The organism is Mesorhizobium sp. M1217 (assembly GCF_040318275.1).
Taxonomy (GTDB): Bacteria; Pseudomonadota; Alphaproteobacteria; order Rhizobiales; family Rhizobiaceae; genus Mesorhizobium.
On record NZ_JAMYMA010000005.1, the window covers coordinates 394,157 to 412,677 of the forward strand.

At 63.2% G+C, this 18,521-nt stretch carries 17 protein-coding genes; 10 read left to right on the top strand and 7 right to left on the bottom strand.

Annotated features, from left to right (window positions below):
• The first annotated feature begins 18 nt into the window (after positions 1–18).
• Together NKH37_RS11545 and secB are read left to right on the top strand one after the other, a co-directional pair.
• Entirely contained in the window at positions 19–510 is a 492-nt protein-coding gene (locus NKH37_RS11545) for an FxsA family protein (protein WP_023718764.1), read from the top strand.
• 113 nt (positions 511–623) lie between these two features.
• Positions 624–1,124, top strand: coding sequence for a protein-export chaperone SecB (gene secB / locus NKH37_RS11550; RefSeq protein ID WP_353006049.1), 501 nt, complete (start codon positions 624–626; stop codon positions 1,122–1,124).
• 270 nt (positions 1,125–1,394) lie between these two features.
• On the opposite strand, the gene dnaQ is transcribed toward secB, so the two are convergent.
• From dnaQ to NKH37_RS11575, 5 genes are all read right to left on the bottom strand, one after another.
• The gene (gene dnaQ, locus NKH37_RS11555; RefSeq protein WP_023718762.1) at positions 1,395–2,114 is read right to left on the bottom strand and encodes a DNA polymerase III subunit epsilon; all 720 of its coding nucleotides are present in this window, start codon (positions 2,112–2,114) and stop codon (positions 1,395–1,397) included.
• An 84-nt stretch (positions 2,115–2,198) separates the two neighbouring features.
• Positions 2,199–2,801, bottom strand: a complete 603-nt coding sequence (coaE, locus tag NKH37_RS11560) for a dephospho-CoA kinase (protein WP_023718761.1) — start codon at positions 2,799–2,801, stop codon at positions 2,199–2,201.
• Positions 2,798–3,640, bottom strand: a complete 843-nt coding sequence (locus NKH37_RS11565; protein ID WP_353006048.1) for a shikimate dehydrogenase — start codon at positions 3,638–3,640, stop codon at positions 2,798–2,800. The genes coaE and NKH37_RS11565 overlap by 4 nt, the downstream gene beginning before the upstream one ends.
• The gene (locus NKH37_RS11570; protein WP_352481329.1) at positions 3,633–4,232 is read right to left on the bottom strand and encodes a Maf-like protein; all 600 of its coding nucleotides are present in this window, start codon (positions 4,230–4,232) and stop codon (positions 3,633–3,635) included. The genes NKH37_RS11565 and NKH37_RS11570 overlap by 8 nt, the downstream gene beginning before the upstream one ends.
• Before the next feature lie 168 nt (positions 4,233–4,400).
• The gene (locus tag NKH37_RS11575) at positions 4,401–5,219 is read right to left on the bottom strand and encodes a pyruvate, water dikinase regulatory protein (RefSeq protein ID WP_023718758.1); all 819 of its coding nucleotides are present in this window, start codon (positions 5,217–5,219) and stop codon (positions 4,401–4,403) included.
• Between the two features lie 401 nt (positions 5,220–5,620).
• Here NKH37_RS11575 and hemE point away from each other — a divergent pair, with 401 nt between their 5' ends.
• The 3 genes from hemE (at position 5,621) to rho (ending at position 8,624) form a co-directional block, all read left to right on the top strand.
• Complete coding sequence (gene hemE / locus NKH37_RS11580) at positions 5,621–6,649, top strand: uroporphyrinogen decarboxylase (RefSeq protein ID WP_353006047.1); 1,029 nt, start codon at positions 5,621–5,623, stop codon at positions 6,647–6,649.
• A 5-nt stretch (positions 6,650–6,654) separates the two neighbouring features.
• Positions 6,655–7,197: a protoporphyrinogen oxidase HemJ gene (gene hemJ, locus NKH37_RS11585; RefSeq protein WP_084642637.1), complete on the top strand. Its 543-nt coding sequence runs from the start codon at positions 6,655–6,657 to the stop codon at positions 7,195–7,197.
• Positions 7,198–7,358: 161 nt separating this feature from the next.
• On the top strand, positions 7,359–8,624 hold the full coding sequence (rho, locus tag NKH37_RS11590) for a transcription termination factor Rho (RefSeq protein ID WP_023718755.1): 1,266 nt from the start codon (positions 7,359–7,361) through the stop codon (positions 8,622–8,624).
• A gap of 184 nt (positions 8,625–8,808) precedes the next feature.
• On the opposite strand, the gene NKH37_RS11595 is transcribed toward rho, so the two are convergent.
• A complete protein-coding gene (locus NKH37_RS11595) occupies positions 8,809–10,827 on the bottom strand; it encodes a thioredoxin domain-containing protein (protein WP_352481327.1) in 2,019 nt (672 codons plus the stop codon).
• A gap of 59 nt (positions 10,828–10,886) precedes the next feature.
• On the opposite strand from NKH37_RS11595, the gene mnmE reads away from it, so the two are divergent.
• From mnmE to NKH37_RS11620, 5 genes are all read left to right on the top strand, one after another.
• Positions 10,887–12,215 (top strand): tRNA uridine-5-carboxymethylaminomethyl(34) synthesis GTPase MnmE, encoded by a 1,329-nt coding sequence (mnmE, locus tag NKH37_RS11600; RefSeq protein ID WP_352481326.1) that lies wholly within the window; start codon positions 10,887–10,889, stop codon positions 12,213–12,215.
• 418 nt (positions 12,216–12,633) lie between these two features.
• Positions 12,634–14,523 carry a tRNA uridine-5-carboxymethylaminomethyl(34) synthesis enzyme MnmG gene (gene mnmG / locus NKH37_RS11605; RefSeq protein WP_352481325.1) on the top strand — a complete coding sequence of 630 codons (1,890 nt, stop codon included), beginning with the start codon at positions 12,634–12,636 and terminating at the stop codon, positions 14,521–14,523.
• Entirely contained in the window at positions 14,520–15,158 is a 639-nt protein-coding gene (rsmG, locus tag NKH37_RS11610) for a 16S rRNA (guanine(527)-N(7))-methyltransferase RsmG (RefSeq protein WP_352789145.1), read from the top strand. The genes mnmG and rsmG overlap by 4 nt, the downstream gene beginning before the upstream one ends.
• Positions 15,159–15,195: 37 nt before the next feature.
• The gene (locus NKH37_RS11615) at positions 15,196–15,996 is read left to right on the top strand and encodes a ParA family protein (RefSeq protein ID WP_084642633.1); all 801 of its coding nucleotides are present in this window, start codon (positions 15,196–15,198) and stop codon (positions 15,994–15,996) included.
• 45 nt (positions 15,997–16,041) lie between these two features.
• Positions 16,042–16,923, top strand: a complete 882-nt coding sequence (locus tag NKH37_RS11620) for a ParB/RepB/Spo0J family partition protein (RefSeq protein WP_023718749.1) — start codon at positions 16,042–16,044, stop codon at positions 16,921–16,923.
• Positions 16,924–17,201: 278 nt separating this feature from the next.
• On the opposite strand, the gene holA is transcribed toward NKH37_RS11620, so the two are convergent.
• A complete protein-coding gene (holA, locus tag NKH37_RS11625; RefSeq protein WP_353006045.1) occupies positions 17,202–18,248 on the bottom strand; it encodes a DNA polymerase III subunit delta in 1,047 nt (348 codons plus the stop codon).
• Positions 18,249–18,521: the final 273 nt, after the last annotated feature.

Sequence of the window (18,521 nt, forward strand, 5' to 3'; positions counted from 1 at the left end):
GAAACGATCGGTCAAGATTTGCGTATCTCGCTGCTTCCCCTGTTTGTTCTTGCGCTTCCGCTGCTGGAGATAGCCGGTTTCGTCATTGTCGGCCGCCAGATCGGCGCGCTGGCGACGGTCGGGCTGGTGCTGGCCTCGAGCGTCGCCGGCGCCTTGCTCCTTCGACACCAGGGTTTTGGCGTCATGGCCAGGGTCCGTGCCGAAATGGATGCCGGCCACGATCCGAGCCGCCAGCTTGCGCACGGCGCCATGATCGTTCTGGCCGCGATCCTTTTGATCATCCCCGGCTTCATCTCGGATATTTTCGGCATTCTACTGTTCCTGCCACCGGTGCGCGATCTTGCCTGGCGGATGCTGAAAGGCCGCATCGTGCTGGCCACCGATTTCGGCGTTGGTTTGCGGGCAAGGCAACGCGGCAAGACCATCGATCTCGACGACGGCGACTATTCGCGCGCCGACGACCATGCGCGCGGGCCTGACTCTCCGTGGCGCCGCCTCAAGGACGAGTAGCCGCAAGGCAACCGGCGTCTTTTGCAAACTTGTCTTGTCGTGCCGGCCATGATAGCGAACGCCCGAATTTCAATCCGGTCAGCAACGCTGCCCAGGCAAAAGGATCACAGCTTATGGCCAGCAACGACGACGCCCCGACCGGCGCAGCCAACGGTAATGGAAATGCGGAGCAGCCTTCGCTCAACGTGCTTGCGCAATATGTGAAGGACCTGTCCTTCGAAAGCCCCGGCGCGCCAAACTCGCTGCGCGGCCGCGACAAGGCCCCCGGCATCGCCATCAACGTCAACGTCAACGCCAACCCGCTTTCGGACAAGCAGTTCGACGTCAATTTGACGCTGAATGCCAAGGCGTCGTTCGATAAGGAAGTGCTGTTCAATGTCGAACTGGTCTATGGCGGCGTCTTCTCCATCAGCGGCTTCCCGCAGGAGCACATGCTGCCGATACTGTTCATCGAATGCCCGCGGCTGCTGTTCCCGTTCGCCAGGCAGATCATTGCCGAGGCAACGCGCAATGGCGGCTTCCCGCCGCTGATGCTCGACCCGATCGATTTCGCGCAGATGTTCCAGCAGAAGCTGGCCGAGGACCAGGCCGCCGCCAAGGTCAAGGTGAGCTGAAGGAGTTTGTCTCGATAGCGTTTGAGAAACCCGGCCCTTGCGCCGGGTTTTTTTATGAGCCGCTGGCGGGACAGTGCCCCCTCTGGCCTTCCGGCCATCTCCCCCTTAAGTGGGGAGATCGGAACTTCACGTCAGCCTTCGCCAATCCTTCATCGTCGCAGGAATGAGCGAGGCGCTGGGACTGCCAATCTTTCCCACTGAGGGGGAGATGCCAAGTGGTGGCTAAAAGGGCAGGACAGAGGGGGCGACGGATCACTCCGCTCAAAATCACTATGCCGCGGAACTCGCTTCCCGGCCGATGCGCAGCCAAAGCGCCTTTTCGCCGAGGCTGCCAACCATGCCCGCGTGTGCAGCGCGCTCGGCATCGGTCAGGCGCGAGGGCAAGGCGATGGGCCTGACCCCGATCGAAATGTCGATGTCGTCGACATTCTGTCGTCCGCCCGCCGGCGTCATGATGCTGTCGAGGATGAGGCTGGCCTGCTTGCCGCCGATAAGCTCGATATAGACCTCGGCCAGCAATTCCGAATCGAGCAACGCGCCGTGCTTGGTGCGACGGCCATTGTCGATGCCATAGCGGCGGCAGAGCGCGTCGAGCGAATTGGGACCCATTGGATGCTTGCGGCGCGCCAGCGCCAGCGTGTCGACGATCCGTCCGGGATCGATGGCCGGATGGCCAAGCCGGCCGAATTCGAGATTGAGGAAGCCGATGTCGAAGCCGGCATTATGGGCGACCAGTTTGGCGCCGTCGATGAAGGCCAGGAACTCCTCGGCGATCTCCATGAAAGTCGGCTTGCCTTGAAGATCGGCGGCGCTAATGCCGTGCACGGCCTGCGCCTCGTGATGAATCGGGCGGCCTTGTGGGTTGATGTATTTGTGGAAGGTGCGGCCGGTCGGAAAGCGGTTGACCAGCTCGATGCCGCCAAGCTCGATGACGCGGTCCTCGCGCGTGTCGAGGCCGGTGGTTTCCGTATCGAAGATGATCTCACGCATCGAATCAGTCCATTGGTTCCGCGTCATTCTAGCCGAATCACACCCGGAACAAAATGGCAACAAGTAATGTGGGCTGCAAGCCTCTTAACCCGGCCTGGCTGCTTTATCCCCGACTAGTTCGGCGACGATCGCATTGACAGCCGCGCGGGCGGCGTCAAAGCCCTGGCCGGTGTCGACGACGAAGTCGGCGCGCCGGCGCTTTTCGGCGTCGGGAACCTGCCTGGCCAGGATCGACGCAAACTTTTCCTCGCTCATGCCCGGGCGCGCCAGCACGCGGGCGCGCTGGATCTCGGCCGGCGCGGTGACGACCACAACCTTGTCGACGCGATCGCGGCCGCCGGTCTCGAACAGCAGCGGTATATCGAGCACGGCAAGTGGCGCGCCGGCGGCACGATTTTGCGCCAGAAAGGCATCGGCGTCGGCACGGACCAGCGGATGGATGATCGCTTCCAGCCGTTTCAGCGCGGCGGCATCGCCGAGCACCCGTTCGGCCAACTTTGTGCGATCGACCGCACCGGATCGGGTGGTCCCGGGAAAGACCACCTCGACCATTGGGGCGGCCTTGCCGGCATAGAGGCGATGCACCGCCTCGTCGGAATCATGGACCGGCACGCCGGCCTCGGCAAACATCTTTGCCGTGGTCGACTTGCCCATGCCGATCGATCCGGTGAGGCCGAGCACGATCATGGCTTCGCGCCGATATCGGCAATGATCATTTGCCGCAGTTCGGCGGTGACCTGCGGCCTGGTGCCGAACCAGCGCTCGAAGCCGGGCACCGCCTGGTGCAGCAGCATGCCGAGCCCATCGACGGTCTTGAGGCCGCGCGCGCTGGCTGCGGCGAGCAACGGCGTTTCCAGCGGAACATAGACGATGTCGGTGACGATGGCGCGGTCGGGCAGTCTGCCCGGATCGGCGGACAGGCCTTCATTGCCATGCATGCCGAGCGCTGACGTGTTGACCAGCAGGCCGGCATCTTCGAGCAATTCACCGGCCGCCGCCATGCCATGGGCGGAGACGCCGGCACCGAAGCGGTCGCGCAGCTCCTGCGCCCTCGCAAGCGTCCGGTTCACGATGCGGATATCGTTGACGCCGCGCTGCTTTAGCGCATGGATGACCGCGCGAGCGGCACCGCCGGCACCGAGCACAACGGCCGGGCCGTCGGCCGCCCAACCCGGTGCATACTCGTCCAGATTGGCGGCAAAGCCATGGGCATCGGTATTGCCGCCCCACAATTCGCCATCCTCAAACCACAGTGTGTTGACCGCACCGATTTGTTCGGCCGCGTCGTCGCGGCGCGCCGCCAATGCGAAGGCGGCCTCCTTGTGCGGGATGGTGACGTTGCCGCCGCTATAGCCTTGTGCCTGCAGCGTTTGCAGGAATTCGGCAAACGCTTCTGGCGCAACGTCAATGGCCTCGTAGACGCCGTCGATGCCGTATTTCGCCAGCCAGTAGCCGTGGATCTTCGGTGACCTGGAATGGCCGATCGGGTGGCCGGCGACGAAGGCTTTTTTCGAGACCTCAGCCATCGATCGCCCCGAGCTCACGCAGCTTGGCCAGCACCGGCAAAAGCGGCAGGCCAACAATGGTGAAGTAGTCGCCCTCGATCTTTTCGAACAGCTGGATGCCCTCGCCTTCGATCTGGTAGGCACCAACGCTGGACAACGCCTTGGCGCCGACGCGCGCCAGATGGCGGCCGATGAAGGCCGGATCGAGCTTGCGCATGGTCAGGCTGGCGATGCCGACATGCCGCCACAGAACCTGGCCGTCACGGGCCAGCACGACGGCGCTGTTGAGATGATGCGTCTTGCCCGACAACGCCAACAGATGACGGCGCGCGCCTTCCATGTCGGCCGGCTTGTGGAACAGCTCGTCGCCGAGCGACAGCGTCTGGTCGCAGCCGAGCACCAGGGCGCCGGGCTTGCGCTCACTGACTTCGGTGGCCTTGGCCTCGGCAAGCACTAGGGCGACGTCCTCCGGCGACACGCCGCTATTTTGCAGCGGCGCCTCCAGCGCACGTTCGTCGACAGAAGCCGGAACCGCTTCGACCACAACGCCGGCATTGACAAGCAGCGCCTTGCGGAACGGGCTGCCCGAGGCAAGGATGATTTTTTCGGCCATTTTTTTCGCCCGTTTTCTGGCGCTCACTAGGGTGTGTCGAGATTCAGGCAGGCCGCGCCGAGAGTGGTGGCTTCCGAGAACCGGAGCGGAGTGTACTTAAAGTACGTGAGCACCGGAAGCGCGGGAAGCCGCCGTTTGCAGGCCGGCATCACCTGAATATCACACGCCCTAGCGCGTCTTGCCGCGCAGGGCAACGATAGCCGCCGCGGTCTCCTCGATCGAACGGCGGCTGACGTCGATCATCGGCCAGCCATGCCGTGTGCAGATCTGGCGGGCGTAGGCGAGCTCTTCGGCGATCGCGGCGCGGTCGACGTAATCGGTCGGCTCGTAGGCGCTGTTGCCGAGAACGCGGTTCTGCCGGACCTGGGAGATGCGCTCGGCAGTGGCGATCAGGCCGACGATCAGTGGCCTCCTGGCGTAGACCAGGCTTTCCGGCACCGGCACGCCGAGCACGATCGGGATGTTGGCGGTCTTGATGCCGCGATTGGCGAGATAGATGCTGGTCGGCGTCTTCGAGGTGCGTGAGATGCCGACAAGCACGATATCGGCATCGTCCATATTGGCCGGCAGCTGGCCGTCATCATGCTCCATGGTGAAATTAAGCGCGTCGATGCGGCGAAAATATTCGGCGTCCAGCACATGCTGGGCGCCGACGCGGCGGCCGGCCGGCGTGCCGAGATAGGACTGGAACACCGTGAGCACCGGCTCCAGTACCGAGACGCAAGGCAGGCCCATCGCCGCGCAGCGTTCATCGATGCCACGGGCAAGCTTCTGGTCGACGACGGTGTAGAGGATGATGCCCGGCTCCTCCTCGATGTCCTCGAACACTTTCGTCACCTGCTTTTCGGTGCGGATGAGCGGGTAGATGTGTTCGATGGCGCGCGCATCCTTGTATTGCGCGGAAGCGGCGCGGCCGGCGGCCAGCAGCGTTTCACCGGTGGCGTCGGAAATCAGGTGAAGGTGAAAGAAGCTCTGCGGTTTGTTCACAGGATACATTCCAGGCTGTGGGCCGATGTGGATAAGCCGGGCGGAAAACTCGGCCGCCGCCAAACGACTGTATCAGATGCCGGTTTGTCCACAATTCGATGTGCTGTCGGCTTCTTCGGGCGGTTGGGGACAAGTCCGGTGACTGAGCTTTTTGCCTTCGCTTCATCCACAGGGGCAAGTTCCCTGGCCTGGCGGCAACGCATTGACTCCAGTCGGAAATTCCCGGCTTTCCACAAAATTCTGCAATCCCGTTGGAGAAGCGCGCGACAATATGCTGGCTGGTCTTTTCCAGGGCAAAGCGGGACAGGAGACAACCACCACAACCAACAGACTCTTAGAATCATAAGATTCCTAAAAATAGAATATTTAATTATAGGGAAGCCTGGAAAGGCGAGCGCTCAATGCCTCAAGACCGGATCGTGCTGGACGTGTTGAGAGGCAAGGCAGCGTTTCCGCCGCCGCTCTGGATGATGCGCCAAGCCGGCCGCTATCTGCCGGAATACCGGGAGACGAGGAGACGGGCCGGATCGTTCCTCGATCTTTGCTACGACCCGGATCTCGCCGTCGAAGTGACGCTGCAGCCGATCGAACGCTTCGGCTTCGACGCATCGATCCTGTTTTCCGATATCCTTGTCGTGCCGCATGCGCTCGGCCGCGACGTGCGCTTCGAGGAAGGACGCGGCCCGCTGTTGACGCCGATCTCGGCTGCGGAGATCGAGGCTCTCGACGGCGAAACGTTTCACGTGAATCTCGAGCCGGTCTACGAGACGGTGCGGCGATTGCGCGCCAGACTGCCTGATGAAACGACGCTGATCGGCTTCTGCGGTGCGCCCTGGACGGTGGCGACCTACATGATTGCCGGCCACGGTACGCCCGACCAGGCGCCGGCCAGGCTGTTCGCCTATCGCGAGCCGGCGGCCTTTCTTCGGCTCCTGAAAGTGCTCGCCGATCATTCGGCTGCCTATCTGATCCGGCAGATCGAAGCCGGCGCCGACGTGGTGCAGATCTTTGATTCGTGGTCCGGCGTGCTCGACGAAGCGTCTTTCGAGTTGTTCTGCGTCCGGCCGGTGGCCGAGATTGTCCGGCAGGTGAAGGCTGTCCATCCCGACGTTCCGATCATCGGCTTTCCCAAAGGCGCCGGAGATCACTACCGGAGCTATCGCCAGACGACCGGCGTGACCGGGCTGGGCCTCGACTGGACCGTGCCATTGTCGACTGCGAAGGAATTGCAGCGTGACGGCGCCGTGCAAGGCAATCTCGATCCGCTGCGGCTGGTGGCCGGCGGCAAGGCGCTTGCCGACGGCGTGGGGGCGATCCTGAAGGTGTTAGGGGACCGGCCGCTGATCTTCAACCTCGGCCACGGCATCACGCCGGAGACGCCGCTCGCGCATGTCGAGCAGATGGTCAAACTGGTGCGGAGCGCGTCGTGACGATGATGGGCGCAGACAATGCGAACAGCACGAACAGCGGTAGCGGGGCGACGCGCCGCGCGGCAATCGCGATCGCCATTTTCCTCGTGCTGGCCGGGCTGCTGTTTCTCTTCGGGCCCGATGATTTCTATCCCTGGGCAAAGGCGATCCATGTGATTGCCGTCATCTCCTGGATGGCGGGCATGCTCTATCTGCCGCGCTTGCTGGTCTATCATGCCGATGCCGAAAAAGGGTCCGTCCAGTCGGAGACCTTCAAGGTAATGGAGCGCCGCCTGCTGCGCGGCATCATCAATCCGGCGATGGTGATTACCTGGGCGTTCGGCCTGTGGCTCGCCTGGAAAGGCTTTGGTTTTCAAGGCGGCTGGCTGCATGCCAAGATCGCTGCGGTGGTGGGTCTGTCGGCCGTGCATGGCTATTTCGCCGGCGCCGTCCGGAAATTTGCCGAAGACCGCAATGAAAAACCGGCAAGGCACTGGCGGATCGTCAATGAGATCCCCACATTGCTGATGGTCGTCATCGTCGTCCTGGTTATCGTGAAACCATTCTGACGTATTCGGTGCCCGCAAAAGGCGGCTTGCTCTTTCACCCGACCGACGATAAAAGACGGGTCTTCCTTCCCGTCATGCGCCGCCCGTCATCGCTTTCGGCCGCGCCCGGCATTTGTCGCATCCCGCCGATATTTTTCCCAAAGCTCATTCAGAGTCCGTCCATGCAAGAAATGAAACTCACCGAGTTCAAGAACAAGAAACCACCAGAGTTGATCGCCTATGCGGAATCGCTCGAGGTCGAGAACGCCAGCGTCATGCGCAAGCAGGAGCTGATGTTCGCGATCCTGAAGAAGCTGGCGGCACAGGATATCGAGATCATCGGCGACGGCGTCGTCGAAGTGCTGCAGGACGGCTTTGGCTTTCTGCGCTCGGCCAACGCAAATTATCTGCCAGGTCCCGACGACATCTATATTTCACCCTCGCAGATCCGGCGGTTTTCGCTGAAGACCGGCGATACGGTTGAAGGCCCTATCCGCAGCCCGAAAGAGGGCGAGCGCTATTTCGCGCTGCTCAAGGTCAACACAATCAATTTCGACGATCCGGAAAAAATCCGCCACAAGATCCACTTTGACAACCTGACGCCGCTCTATCCGACCAAGCGGCTGAAGATGGAGATCGACAATCCGACCACCAAGGACATCTCGCCGCGCGTGATCGACCTGGTCGCGCCGATCGGCAAGGGGCAGCGTGCGTTGATCAATGCGCAGCCGCGCACCGGCAAGACGGTTCTCATGCAGAACATCGCCCACTCTATCACCGCCAACCATCCGGAATGCTATCTGATCGTGCTTCTGATCGACGAGCGGCCGGAGGAGGTTACCGACATGCAGCGCTCGGTGAAGGGCGAGGTGATCTCGTCGACCTTCGACGAGCCGGCGGTACGCCATGTCCAGGTTGCCGAGATGGTGATCGAAAAGGCCAAGCGCCTGGTCGAGCACGGTCGCGACGTGGTGATCCTGCTGGATTCGATCACGCGTCTCGGTCGCGCCTACAACACCGTCGTGCCGTCATCCGGCAAGGTGCTGACCGGCGGTGTCGACGCGAACGCGCTGCAGCGGCCGAAGCGCTTCTTCGGCGCCGCCCGCAACATCGAGGAAGGCGGCTCGCTGACCATCATCGCCACCGCGCTGATCGACACCGGCAGCCGCATGGACGAAGTCATCTTCGAAGAGTTCAAGGGCACCGGCAACTGCGAAATCCAGCTCGACCGCAAGGTGGCCGACAAGCGCATCTATCCGGCCATGGACATATTGAAGTCCGGCACCCGCAAGGAAGACCTGCTGGTTTCCAAGCAGGATCTGCAGAAGATCTTCGTGCTGCGCCGCATCCTGGCGCCGATGGGAACTACCGATGCCATCGAGTTCCTGATCGACAAGCTCAAGCAGACCAAGACGAATGCGGACTTCTTCGATTCGATGAATACGTAGGGTTGGGGGCTGGGCCGTTGCCTTCGTCATCCTCGGGCTTGGCCCGAGGATCCATGCCGTGAGCTCTACCGGAGAAAGCAGCGGAGCAGAATTTGCGCCGTTGCAGCGCGCGAAAGTCACGGCATGGATCCTATGGTCTGCGCTGCGTCGCTTCGCTCCTTGCTTCGCCATAGGATTACGAATCCTATCTTCGGCGCAATAACCCTTCCAGCTCTTCAGCTTCCGTTACCACCGGCAGGCAGACCTGCCCCGTGCACAGCCAGGCGCCGGGCTCGGCCGTTGGCGGCAGGACGCCGCCCGGCAAGGCCGGCAGATTTGTCGCCGAGCCAACAGGCACGACGATGTCCACCCGACGTGGGTCCGGATTTCGATTCGCAACCGGGACAAGCCTTGGATTCTCGGGTTTATCCACGATCACCAGTTTCAGCGGTTCGAGCGCCAGGGCACAGGCATTGACGATTCCTGCCTGGCCATAGGGCTGGTGCTCCGCCCGCCCGGCCGCATGCTCGGCGACTGTCCAGGCTTTTTCCCAGAGTTCGAGATCGCGGGTCAGCGACGACAATCGGACCATGGCTTCGATGATCTGCCCAGTGGCGGAAGGAATGGCCTCGTCGACATCGCCGCGGATGCGGATCGGCACATCCGTGCTGTTCGATGCGGTCAGATAGTAGCCGGTCTTGTCGCTGTCCCGGTGCCAGAGATCGAGTTGCTCAATGAAGTTCCCGGCGCGATCGATATAGTCGGGATTGCCGGTCGCCTCGAACAGCGAGACCGCCGCATTGGTCATGGCGGCATAGTCGCTCGAAAGAGCCGGGAACAGCCTCTTTGCGCCGAGCATGGAATGCGACAGACGGTTATCGCGCCCGGCAGCCGCAATGGCGGCAAAGGCCGCTGCCGCCGCTACGATCCAGTCGGATCGGCCAAGCGATCGCCCGGCCTCTGCAAGCGCTGCGATCATCAAGCCGTTCCAGTCGGTCAGTGCCTTGCCGTCACGCCCTGGCCGGATGCGCTGTGCCCTCGCCGCGAGCAATTTTTCTTTCAGCGGGACGAGCTGTTGGCGGTCGATCACACTTTGCGTCTGCTGGGCTTCTGTCTGGCGGATGATCGGCTTGCCCTCCCAGCCATGCGGGTCGGCAAGTGTGAAGTAGTTGAAAAACAATGCTGATTCGTCATCAAGGGCAAGCTCGACCTCATCCTTGCTCCAGGTATAGAACAGCCCTTCTTCCCCTTCGCTGTCGGCATCGAGACTGGCAGCGAAGGCACCGCCCTCGACCCGCATTTCGCGCAACAGCCAGGCAATCGTCTCTTCGATTCGCAACCGGAACAATTCCTTGCCAGTTGACGCATAGGCCCAATTGCACAGCCGGACGAGTTGGGCATTGTCGTAGAGCATCTTTTCGAAATGCGGCACCAGCCATTCGGCGTCGGTCGAGTAGCGACTGAGGCCACCGCCGACATGGTCGTAGATGCCGCCGGCCAGCATCTTTTCGAGGCTGAGGAGAACGGCGTCACGATGGGCTGCGGTGCTGTCGCGCAGCCAGGACAGCCAGAGGCTCTGCATGAACGGCGCGTTGGGGAATTTGGGTGCGCCGCGCAGGCCGCCCAGCTCGCGGTCGATCATGCCGTCAATGCCGTTGGCGAGCTTCGCTAGCGTGTCGCTGTCGAGTACGGCCTTGGCATGGCTGCCCGCCAGCCGCGCCTCGACATGCGTAGTCAAACCGTCGGCGCTTTGGTTAACGCTTTCTTTCTTCTCCCGCCAAGCCTTGTCGACCGCCTCCAGCACCTGGACGAAGCCCGGGCGCCCGTAGCGGGCTTCGCGAGGGAAGTATGTGCCGCCCCAGAACGGCTTGCCGTCCGGCGTCAGGAACATGGTCAGCGGCCATCCGCCCTGCTCGCCCATCGAGGACAGCGCCGCCATGTAGATCTGGTCGATGTCGGGGCGCTCCTCGCGGTCGACCTTGATATTGACGAAGAGACGGTTCATGACGGCGGCGACGCCGTCGTTCTCGAAGCTCTCATGCGCCATGACGTGGCACCAGTGGCAGGCAGCGTAGCCGACTGACAGCAGGATCGGACGCTGCAGCGCCTGTGCTTCGGCCAGAGCGGCAGGCGACCATGGCCGCCAGTGCACCGGATTGCCGCTGTGCTGCTGCAGATAGGGACTGGCCTCTTCGGCAAGCAGGTTTTGTGCAGGCAATGTCACGGCGCAACTCGATGGTGGATTGAACAGGCATAGCTAGGGCGCTTCGGCAGAGCGGGCAAATGATTTCAAAAGACTCCATCGTGGCACTGTCGAGCGGGCGCCTGCCGGCCGGCATTGCGGTGATCCGAATTTCGGGGCCGCAGAGTCGATTCGTAGTCGAAACGATTGCCGGATCGGCCGTGCCGAACCGCGTTGCTAGCTATCGCAAGTTACGGGCGCCGGACGGATCGGTGCTGGACAGCGGCCCGGTCGTCTTCTTTGCCGGTCCCGACAGTTTTACCGGCGAGGACGTTGCCGAGTTCCATGTCCATGGCGGACGCGCCGTCGTGGCGAAGATGCTGGAAACGATCACCTCCTTCGACGGCGTCAGGCATGCCGAGCCGGGTGAATTCACCCGCCGCGCCTTTGTCAACGGCAAGCTCGATCTGGTCGAAACCGAGGCGCTGGCCGATCTCATCAATGCCGACACCGAGGCGCAGCGGCGCTTTGCCGTGCACAATGCCGAAGGCGTGCAGAGCGAACTCTATCTGGGCTGGCGCCGACGGCTGATCCACGCCCGCGCGATGATCGAGGCCGAGATCGATTTTGCCGACGAGGACGACGTGCCGGGTTCGGTCGCCGACACAGTCTGGTCCGACGTGCGGGCCATGATCGCCGAGATCGAGCGCCATGTCGCCGGCTTCCGCGCTGCCGAAATCATTCGCGACGGGTTCGAAGTCGTCATCCTCGGTGCGCCGAATGCCGGCAAATCCAGCCTGTTCAACGCTCTGGCGCGGCGCGAGGCGGCGATCGTCACCGATGAGCCGGGCACGACCCGCGACCTGCTCGAGGTGGTGCTGGACCTCGAAGGGGTGCGGGTCCGGGTAACCGACACCGCCGGTCTGCGCGAGGCGCCCGGCAAGATCGAGGCGATCGGCATCGAGAAGGCCAGGGCCAAGGCGCACAGTGCGGACCTGCTGTTGCTGCTTGAGGATATGGCTGAGCCAATGGCGATCGGTGTGCTGCCGGGCGCCATTCCGGCGCTGAGGGTCGGAACGAAGGTTGATCTTCTGAGGGGCAAATCACCCTCGCCTGTGGCGCACTATGATATCGCTATCTCGACGCGGGACGGCACGGGAGTGGCCGAATTGCTGGACGAGATCGGGCGCCGCGCCGCAGCGCAGATCGGCCAGGCCGGCGATATCCTGCCGTCGCGGCTGCGGCACGTCGAGCTGCTCAATGAGACGAAACGCTTCCTGCTTGCGGCAGTGGCAAGTAGTGATCGCGGACAGGAATTGCGGGCCGAGGAACTGCGCCTGGCGGCGGATCGGCTCGGACGAATCGTCGGCGCGGTCGATGTCGAGGACATGCTCGACGTGATCTTTTCGCAATTCTGTATTGGGAAATGACTCACGTGAAACATTGGGAAGAATACGCCCCAGTGATTCACGTGAAACGCTGGGCGGTCAGTGGAGGGCATTGTTTCACGTGAAACGATTCGCTGTGCAAATGTCGCAGGTGCTGCAGGTTGAGGGGTTAGGTGCGGCTCTCGCCTTCCCCGTGTGGGAGAAGGTGGCCAAGCGAAGCTCGGTCGGATGAGGGGTGTTCCAGCTTGGCACCGACGGTGCTCCGTCCAGCACCCCTCAACCGTCTTGGCGCCGCGCGCCAATCCACCTTCTCCCACAACAAGGGGAGAAGGAAGACAGGGCAGCGCCGGGCGTTCTCTATCTGCAATGGTCAGCGCAGTTATGCGCCTGAAGCCTCTCTGTTCTTGACAGCTCGTCCGGGCGGGCACATGTGTCGGCAGATTTGAATCGGAAGATACAGATGACCAATCGCTATGATGTGGTTGTGGTGGGTGGCGGCCATGCTGGGTGCGAGGCGGCCAGTGCTGCCGCGCGTGCCGGCGCCAGAACCGCGCTGGTGACGCTGCGCTTCGACACGATCGGTGTGATGTCCTGCAACCCGGCGATTGGCGGCCTCGGCAAAGGCCATCTGGTTCGCGAGATCGATGCCATGGACGGGCTGATGGGGCGCGTCGCCGATGCGGCCGGCATCCAGTTCCGTCTGCTCAACCGTCGTAAGGGGCCAGCGGTCCGCGGTCCGCGGACGCAAGCCGACAGGAAGCTCTATCGGCTCGCCATGCAGGCGGCGATCCGCCAGCAGGCCGGCCTCGATGTCATTGAAGGCGAGGTGCTGGACTTCGACATCAATGACGGAGAAATCGACGATGGGCGCATCGCGGCGGTGCTGCTGGCGGATGGAAGCAGGCTCGCCTGTGGTGCCGTGGTGCTGACGACCGGCACTTTTTTGCGCGGGCTGATCCATATTGGCGAGAAGAAGATCGTCGCCGGCCGCATGAACGAGCAAGCGAGTATCGGCCTGTCGGCGACGATGAGCCGCGCCGGCTTCAGGCTCGGGCGGCTGAAGACCGGCACGCCGCCGCGGCTGGACGGCAGGACGATCGATTGGGCGTCGCTTGAGAGCCAGGCGGCGGATGAAGATCCCGTGCCGTTCTCGCTGCTCACCGACCGCATCGAAAACCCGCAGATCCATTGCGGGATTACGCGCACGACCAATGTCACGCATGAGCTGATTCGCGCCAATCTTGGCCGCTCGGCTATGTATTCGGGGTCAATCGAAGGCGTCGGGCCGCGTTATTGCCCGTCCATCGAAGACAAGATCGTCAAGTTCGGTGACCGCGAAGGCCACCAGATTTTTCTGGAGCCAGAAGGGCTCGACGACGACACGGTGTACCCGAACGGCATCTCGACCTCGCTGCCCGAGGACGTACAGCTCGACATCCTGAAAACCATTCCGGGGCTGGAGCGGGCAACGATGCTGCAGCCCGGCTATGCCATCGAATATGACCATGTCGACCCACGCGAACTCAAGCCGACGCTGGAAACCAAGCGGATCGCCGGGCTTTACCTCGCCGGCCAGATCAACGGAACCACCGGCTACGAGGAGGCTGGCGCGCAAGGGCTGCTTGCCGGCTTGAATGCAGCGCGCAAGGCGTCGGCGAGCGATGAAATCGTGCTGAGCCGCACCGAAGCCTATATCGGCGTGATGGTCGACGACTTGACCAGCCGCGGCATCGCCGAGCCCTACCGCATGTTCACCTCGCGGGCCGAGTTCCGGCTGTCGCTGCGTGCGGACAATGCCGATGAGCGGCTGACGCCGCTGGCGATGAGGCTGGGGATCGCCTCGCCGGAGCGAACGCAACGGTTCAACACTGTCGTGCAAGACCTTGAGAAGGCGCGGCAGCTCGCCCTCGGCACCACGATGACCCCCAATGAGGCGGCGCGCCATGGGCTCGAGATCAACCGGGACGGCGTGCGCCGCTCGGTCTATGAGCTGCTGGCCTATCCCGGCGTCGATATCGCCTGGCTGGGGCGCATCGAACCTGCTTTTGGCGCTATCGACGCCAAAACGGCCGAACGTCTTGAAACGGAAGCCAAATATTCCGTCTATCTCGACCGCCAGCAGGCCGACGTCTCGCAGATCAGGCATGAGGAGAGCCGGCTTATTCCCGAGTCGCTCGACTTTGCTTCTGTTCCCGGCCTGTCCAATGAGTTGAAGCAGAAGATGCTGGCACGCCAGCCGCGTTCCATCGCTGACGCGCAGCGTATGGAAGGCATGACGCCGGCGGCGCTGGCGATTATCGTCGCGCATGTCCGCAACGCCGAGGCGGCCGCGCGAAAGCAGGTCGCGTGAGCGCTGCGTCCTGGGCGAACCTACAACAGGCAGCAGGCCCGGTTTCACGTGAAACATTCGGTCGTCTGGTCGAGTTCGAGGCCGTCTTCCAGAAATGGAATCGCCGGATCAATCTAGCCGCGCAATCGACGCAGGACGATGTCTGGCGCCGCCACATCCTCGACAGCGCGCAGCTGGCGCGAATCAAACCGGACGCGAAGCGCTGGGTCGATCTCGGCTCCGGCGGCGGTTTTCCCGGGCTTGTGCTGGCCTTTCTGCTGGTCGAGCGTGAAGGGGCCAGCATCGACCTGGTTGAAAGCAACCGGAAAAAAGCATCGTTCCTGCAAGCGGTCGTCGGACAGTTCAGCCTGCCTGCCAAGGTCATCGCGCGGCGCATAGACGACAGCTATCCTCTTGTTCCTGCACCACAAATCGTCACGGCCAGGGCGCTCGCCTCGCTGCCGGCCCTGCTCCACCTGGCGGCGCCGTGGCTGACGAAGGGCGCGCGCGGCCTGTTTCACAAAGGCCGGGATTACCGCGCCGAAGTGGCAGAAAGCGCTCAACGATGGTCTTTCGATCTGGTAGAACATGCCAGTGTAACCGACGCGCAGGGCGTCGTTCTCGAAATATCCGACTTGCGACAGCACCCTGGCTAGTGACCGGCGACCCCGAATGAATTTCTGGCATAGACCCATGATGAAGAACGGCCCCCGAATCATCACCGTCGCCAACCAGAAGGGCGGCGTCGGCAAGACGACGACGGCCATCAATCTGGCCACCGCGCTGGCCGCTATAGGCGAACAGGTGCTGATCGTCGATCTCGACCCGCAGGGCAACGCCAGCACCGGGCTTGGCATCGACCGGCGCGACCGCACCGTCTCGTCCTATGATGTGCTGACCGGCGAACTCGACCTGGAAGCGGCGGCGATCCCGACGGCGGTGCCCGGCCTGTCGATCGTGCCGTCGACGCTCGATCTGCTCGGCATCGAGATGGAAATCGCCTCGGCGCCGGACCGGGTGCTGCGGCTGCGCAACGCGCTGCGGGCTTCGGCCGAGCGCTCGGCCAATTTCGGCTATGTGCTGATCGACTGCCCGCCCTCGCTCAATCTGCTGACGCTGAATTCGATGGCTGCGGCCGATTCGGTGCTGGTACCGCTGCAGTGTGAATTCTTCGCGCTGGAGGGCCTGAGCCAGCTGTTGGAGACGGTCGAGCAGGTGCGCCGTTCGATCAACCCCGATCTGACGATCCAGGGCATAGTGCTGACGATGTTCGACGGGCGCAACAATCTCGCCAACCAGGTGGTGCAGGATGTACGGGCGCATATGGGCGACAAGGTCTATGAAACCGTCATCCCGCGCAATGTCCGCGTTTCCGAGGCGCCGTCCTATGGCAAGCCGGCGATTCTCTACGACCTCAAATGCTCGGGCAGCCAGGCCTATCTGCAGCTTGCTTCCGAAGTGATCCGCCGCGAGCGCAAATTGCGTGCCGCCTAACAGTAGCCAACAAGCGATTCGATACCGAAACGATCTGGACGGACGATGAACGAAGACCCTTCGAGAAAGAGACTGGGCCGGGGATTGGCGGCCCTGATCGGCGAAATCGATCGCCCGGCGGCACCGGAAAAGCCGGGGCTGGCGGCCGACGGCAAGGTGCCGATCGAGTTCCTCAGCCCTAACCCGAAAAACCCGCGGCGGCATTTTGGCGACGCCGACCTGACCGACCTCGCCCAGTCGATCCGCGAACACGGCGTGGTGCAGCCGGTGGTGGCGCGGCCGTCGAAAACCCAAACGGGCCGCTACGAGATTATCGCCGGCGAGCGTCGTTGGCGTGCGGCGCAACGCGCCGGGCTGACCGAAATCCCGATCATTGTGCGCGATGTCAACGATCGCACGGCGCTCGAACTGGCGATCATCGAAAACGTCCAGCGCACCGACCTCAACCCGGTCGAGGAAGCGCTGGGCTACCAGCAGCTGATCGACGACCACGGCTATACCCAGGCCGATCTCGGCCAGGTGATCGGCAAGAGCCGCAGCCATGTCGCCAACACGCTGAGGCTGCTCAAGCTGCCCGACGTCATTCGCGACATGCTGGTCGATGGGGCGCTGTCGGCCGGCCACGCCCGTACCTTGGTGACGGCCGACGACCCGGCCGGGCTCGCCAAGCGGATCATCGATGAGGGGCTTTCGGTGCGCCAGGCCGAGGCGCTGGCGCAGATGCCGGTCGGCGCGCCGGCGGCAAAACGCCAACCCGCCGCACCGCCGCAAAAGGATGCCGACACACTGGCGCTGGAGCGGCAGATGACCAGTACGATCGGCATGATCGTTACGATCGAGCACAACCAGCGCGGCGGCGTGATCAGCGTCGCCTACCGGACGCTGGAGCAGCTTGACGAGCTTTGCCGAAGGCTGAAGCGGGAGTAGGTAGGTTGCCAAAATGCCCGGGATCTTTAGCCGGCAAATAAATTTTTGGCCTAAGACTTGGCAGTTCCGTCTTCTAATAGGAGAACAACCGCGCCGGTGATTGGCGAAATCGCTCGAAGTGGTTAATCTCCCCCCTTGAGGGGGAGGTGGCCGGCAGGCCAGAAGGGGTCGTCTCACATCAAGCGCCCACGTCGTCTGTCGTCGCGGAAGGCGCTGGCGTTCCACGCGCTGTGACCCCCTCTGTCGCCTCGGCGACATCTCCCCCTCGAGGGGGGAGCTCAGGTGCGCTGCGCCAGCCTTGCGCTTTCCACGGCAATGCCGAGCAGCGCCTGCCGTGCCAGCGCGATCGACAGATCGGGCCGCCGGCGCGTTTGCAGCACCGCCGTCTGCAAGCGGGTCAGGGCGCGGCCGAGCGCCTCGCTGCTCCAGCGTTCGAGGGCTTTCTCGACCAGCTTGCGCCTGGAGAAAAACACCGGCGGGCGCGCCGCGGCTACGACCGAAGCGGCATTGCGGCCGCCGGCGTCCATCAGGCCGCGCATCGCCTGGATCGTCTGCAACTGCCGCATCGCCGATGAAAGCACCAGGAAGGGCTGGCCGCCAGACTGGCAATGGCGGGTGAAGGCGCTGTCGAAGTCGGCGATCCTGCCTTCGAGCAGGGCGTCGACGGCCGCATCGAAGGAGAGGCCGGAGACATCGCCGGATGTCGCCTTGACGTCGTCGAGGCCGATTTCGGCCTGGCCATGCGCATAAAGCACCAGCTTTTCGATCTCGCCGCGCGAGGCCAGCCGGTCGCCGCCGAGGTTGCGGCGCAGCGCCTGCCGCGCCTCCAGCGTCATCGACATGCCAGCCTTGCGCAGTTCGTCGTCGATGACCGTGTCAATGTCCCTGGCCTCATCGGCATAGCAAGGCAGAGCCATGGCATTGTCCGCCGCCTCCACCACGGCGCGCAGGCCGACGCCCTTCTTCAGGTCGCCGGCCTCAATCAGGATAATGGCATCGCGCGGCGGCTCGGCGGTCAGCGCCTTGACGTCGTCGGCAAGCGCCTTCTGAGCGCCGGCGTTGCGCACCCATAGCAGGCGCCGCTCCGAAAACATCGGCACGGTGCGCGCCTCGTCGAGCAGGCGGCCCTCGTCGCGATCGACCTCCGATCCGTCCAGCCTGACCACCGAGAACGGATCGTCGAGCGGCAGGCCGGTCCTGGCGGCAAAGGCCTTTGCCCGCTCGGCGACCAGCCCACGATCGGGACCGTAAAGCAGCACGATCGAGACGCGCGGATCCGGCTTCGCGAGCCATGAATCGACCTCGTATGCTTTCTTCTGTGCCATGGGCGCTGATTAGCATGACGCGGGCGCGGGGTGAACGGAGTCGCTCCTCCTTTCCTTCTCCCCTTGTGGGAGAAGGTGGATTGGCGCGCAGCGCCAAGACGGAAGAGGGGTGTTGGACGGAGTGCCGTCCTTGCCAAGCTGGAACACCCCTCATCCGTCGCCTTCGGCGACACCTTCTCCCACAAGGGACCTGTTGCGCAGTCATGAGCAAAAGCTTGCGGCGGCGGGGTTGCGGCGGTTGTTCGCTTGTTTGCGGGGGATTTGACGTCTTGT

What these genes read in the sequence shown, in the direction of transcription:
- NKH37_RS11615 (WP_084642633.1), top strand. Translation starts at nt 15,196, where the DNA reads ATGATGAAGAACGGCCCCCGAATCATCACCGTCGCCAACCAGAAGGGC.
- secB (WP_353006049.1), top strand. Translation starts at nt 624, where the DNA reads ATGGCCAGCAACGACGACGCCCCGACCGGCGCAGCCAACGGTAATGGA.
- rho (WP_023718755.1), top strand. Translation starts at nt 7,359, where the DNA reads ATGCAAGAAATGAAACTCACCGAGTTCAAGAACAAGAAACCACCAGAG.
- mnmG (WP_352481325.1), top strand. Translation starts at nt 12,634, where the DNA reads ATGACCAATCGCTATGATGTGGTTGTGGTGGGTGGCGGCCATGCTGGG.
- NKH37_RS11570 (WP_352481329.1), bottom strand. Translation starts at nt 4,232, where the DNA reads ATGGCCGAAAAAATCATCCTTGCCTCGGGCAGCCCGTTCCGCAAGGCG.
- hemJ (WP_084642637.1), top strand. Translation starts at nt 6,655, where the DNA reads ATGGGCGCAGACAATGCGAACAGCACGAACAGCGGTAGCGGGGCGACG.
- NKH37_RS11620 (WP_023718749.1), top strand. Translation starts at nt 16,042, where the DNA reads ATGAACGAAGACCCTTCGAGAAAGAGACTGGGCCGGGGATTGGCGGCC.
- NKH37_RS11565 (WP_353006048.1), bottom strand. Translation starts at nt 3,640, where the DNA reads ATGGCTGAGGTCTCGAAAAAAGCCTTCGTCGCCGGCCACCCGATCGGC.
- coaE (WP_023718761.1), bottom strand. Translation starts at nt 2,801, where the DNA reads ATGATCGTGCTCGGCCTCACCGGATCGATCGGCATGGGCAAGTCGACC.
- holA (WP_353006045.1), bottom strand. Translation starts at nt 18,248, where the DNA reads ATGGCACAGAAGAAAGCATACGAGGTCGATTCATGGCTCGCGAAGCCG.
- mnmE (WP_352481326.1), top strand. Translation starts at nt 10,887, where the DNA reads ATGATTTCAAAAGACTCCATCGTGGCACTGTCGAGCGGGCGCCTGCCG.
- hemE (WP_353006047.1), top strand. Translation starts at nt 5,621, where the DNA reads ATGCCTCAAGACCGGATCGTGCTGGACGTGTTGAGAGGCAAGGCAGCG.
- dnaQ (WP_023718762.1), bottom strand. Translation starts at nt 2,114, where the DNA reads ATGCGTGAGATCATCTTCGATACGGAAACCACCGGCCTCGACACGCGC.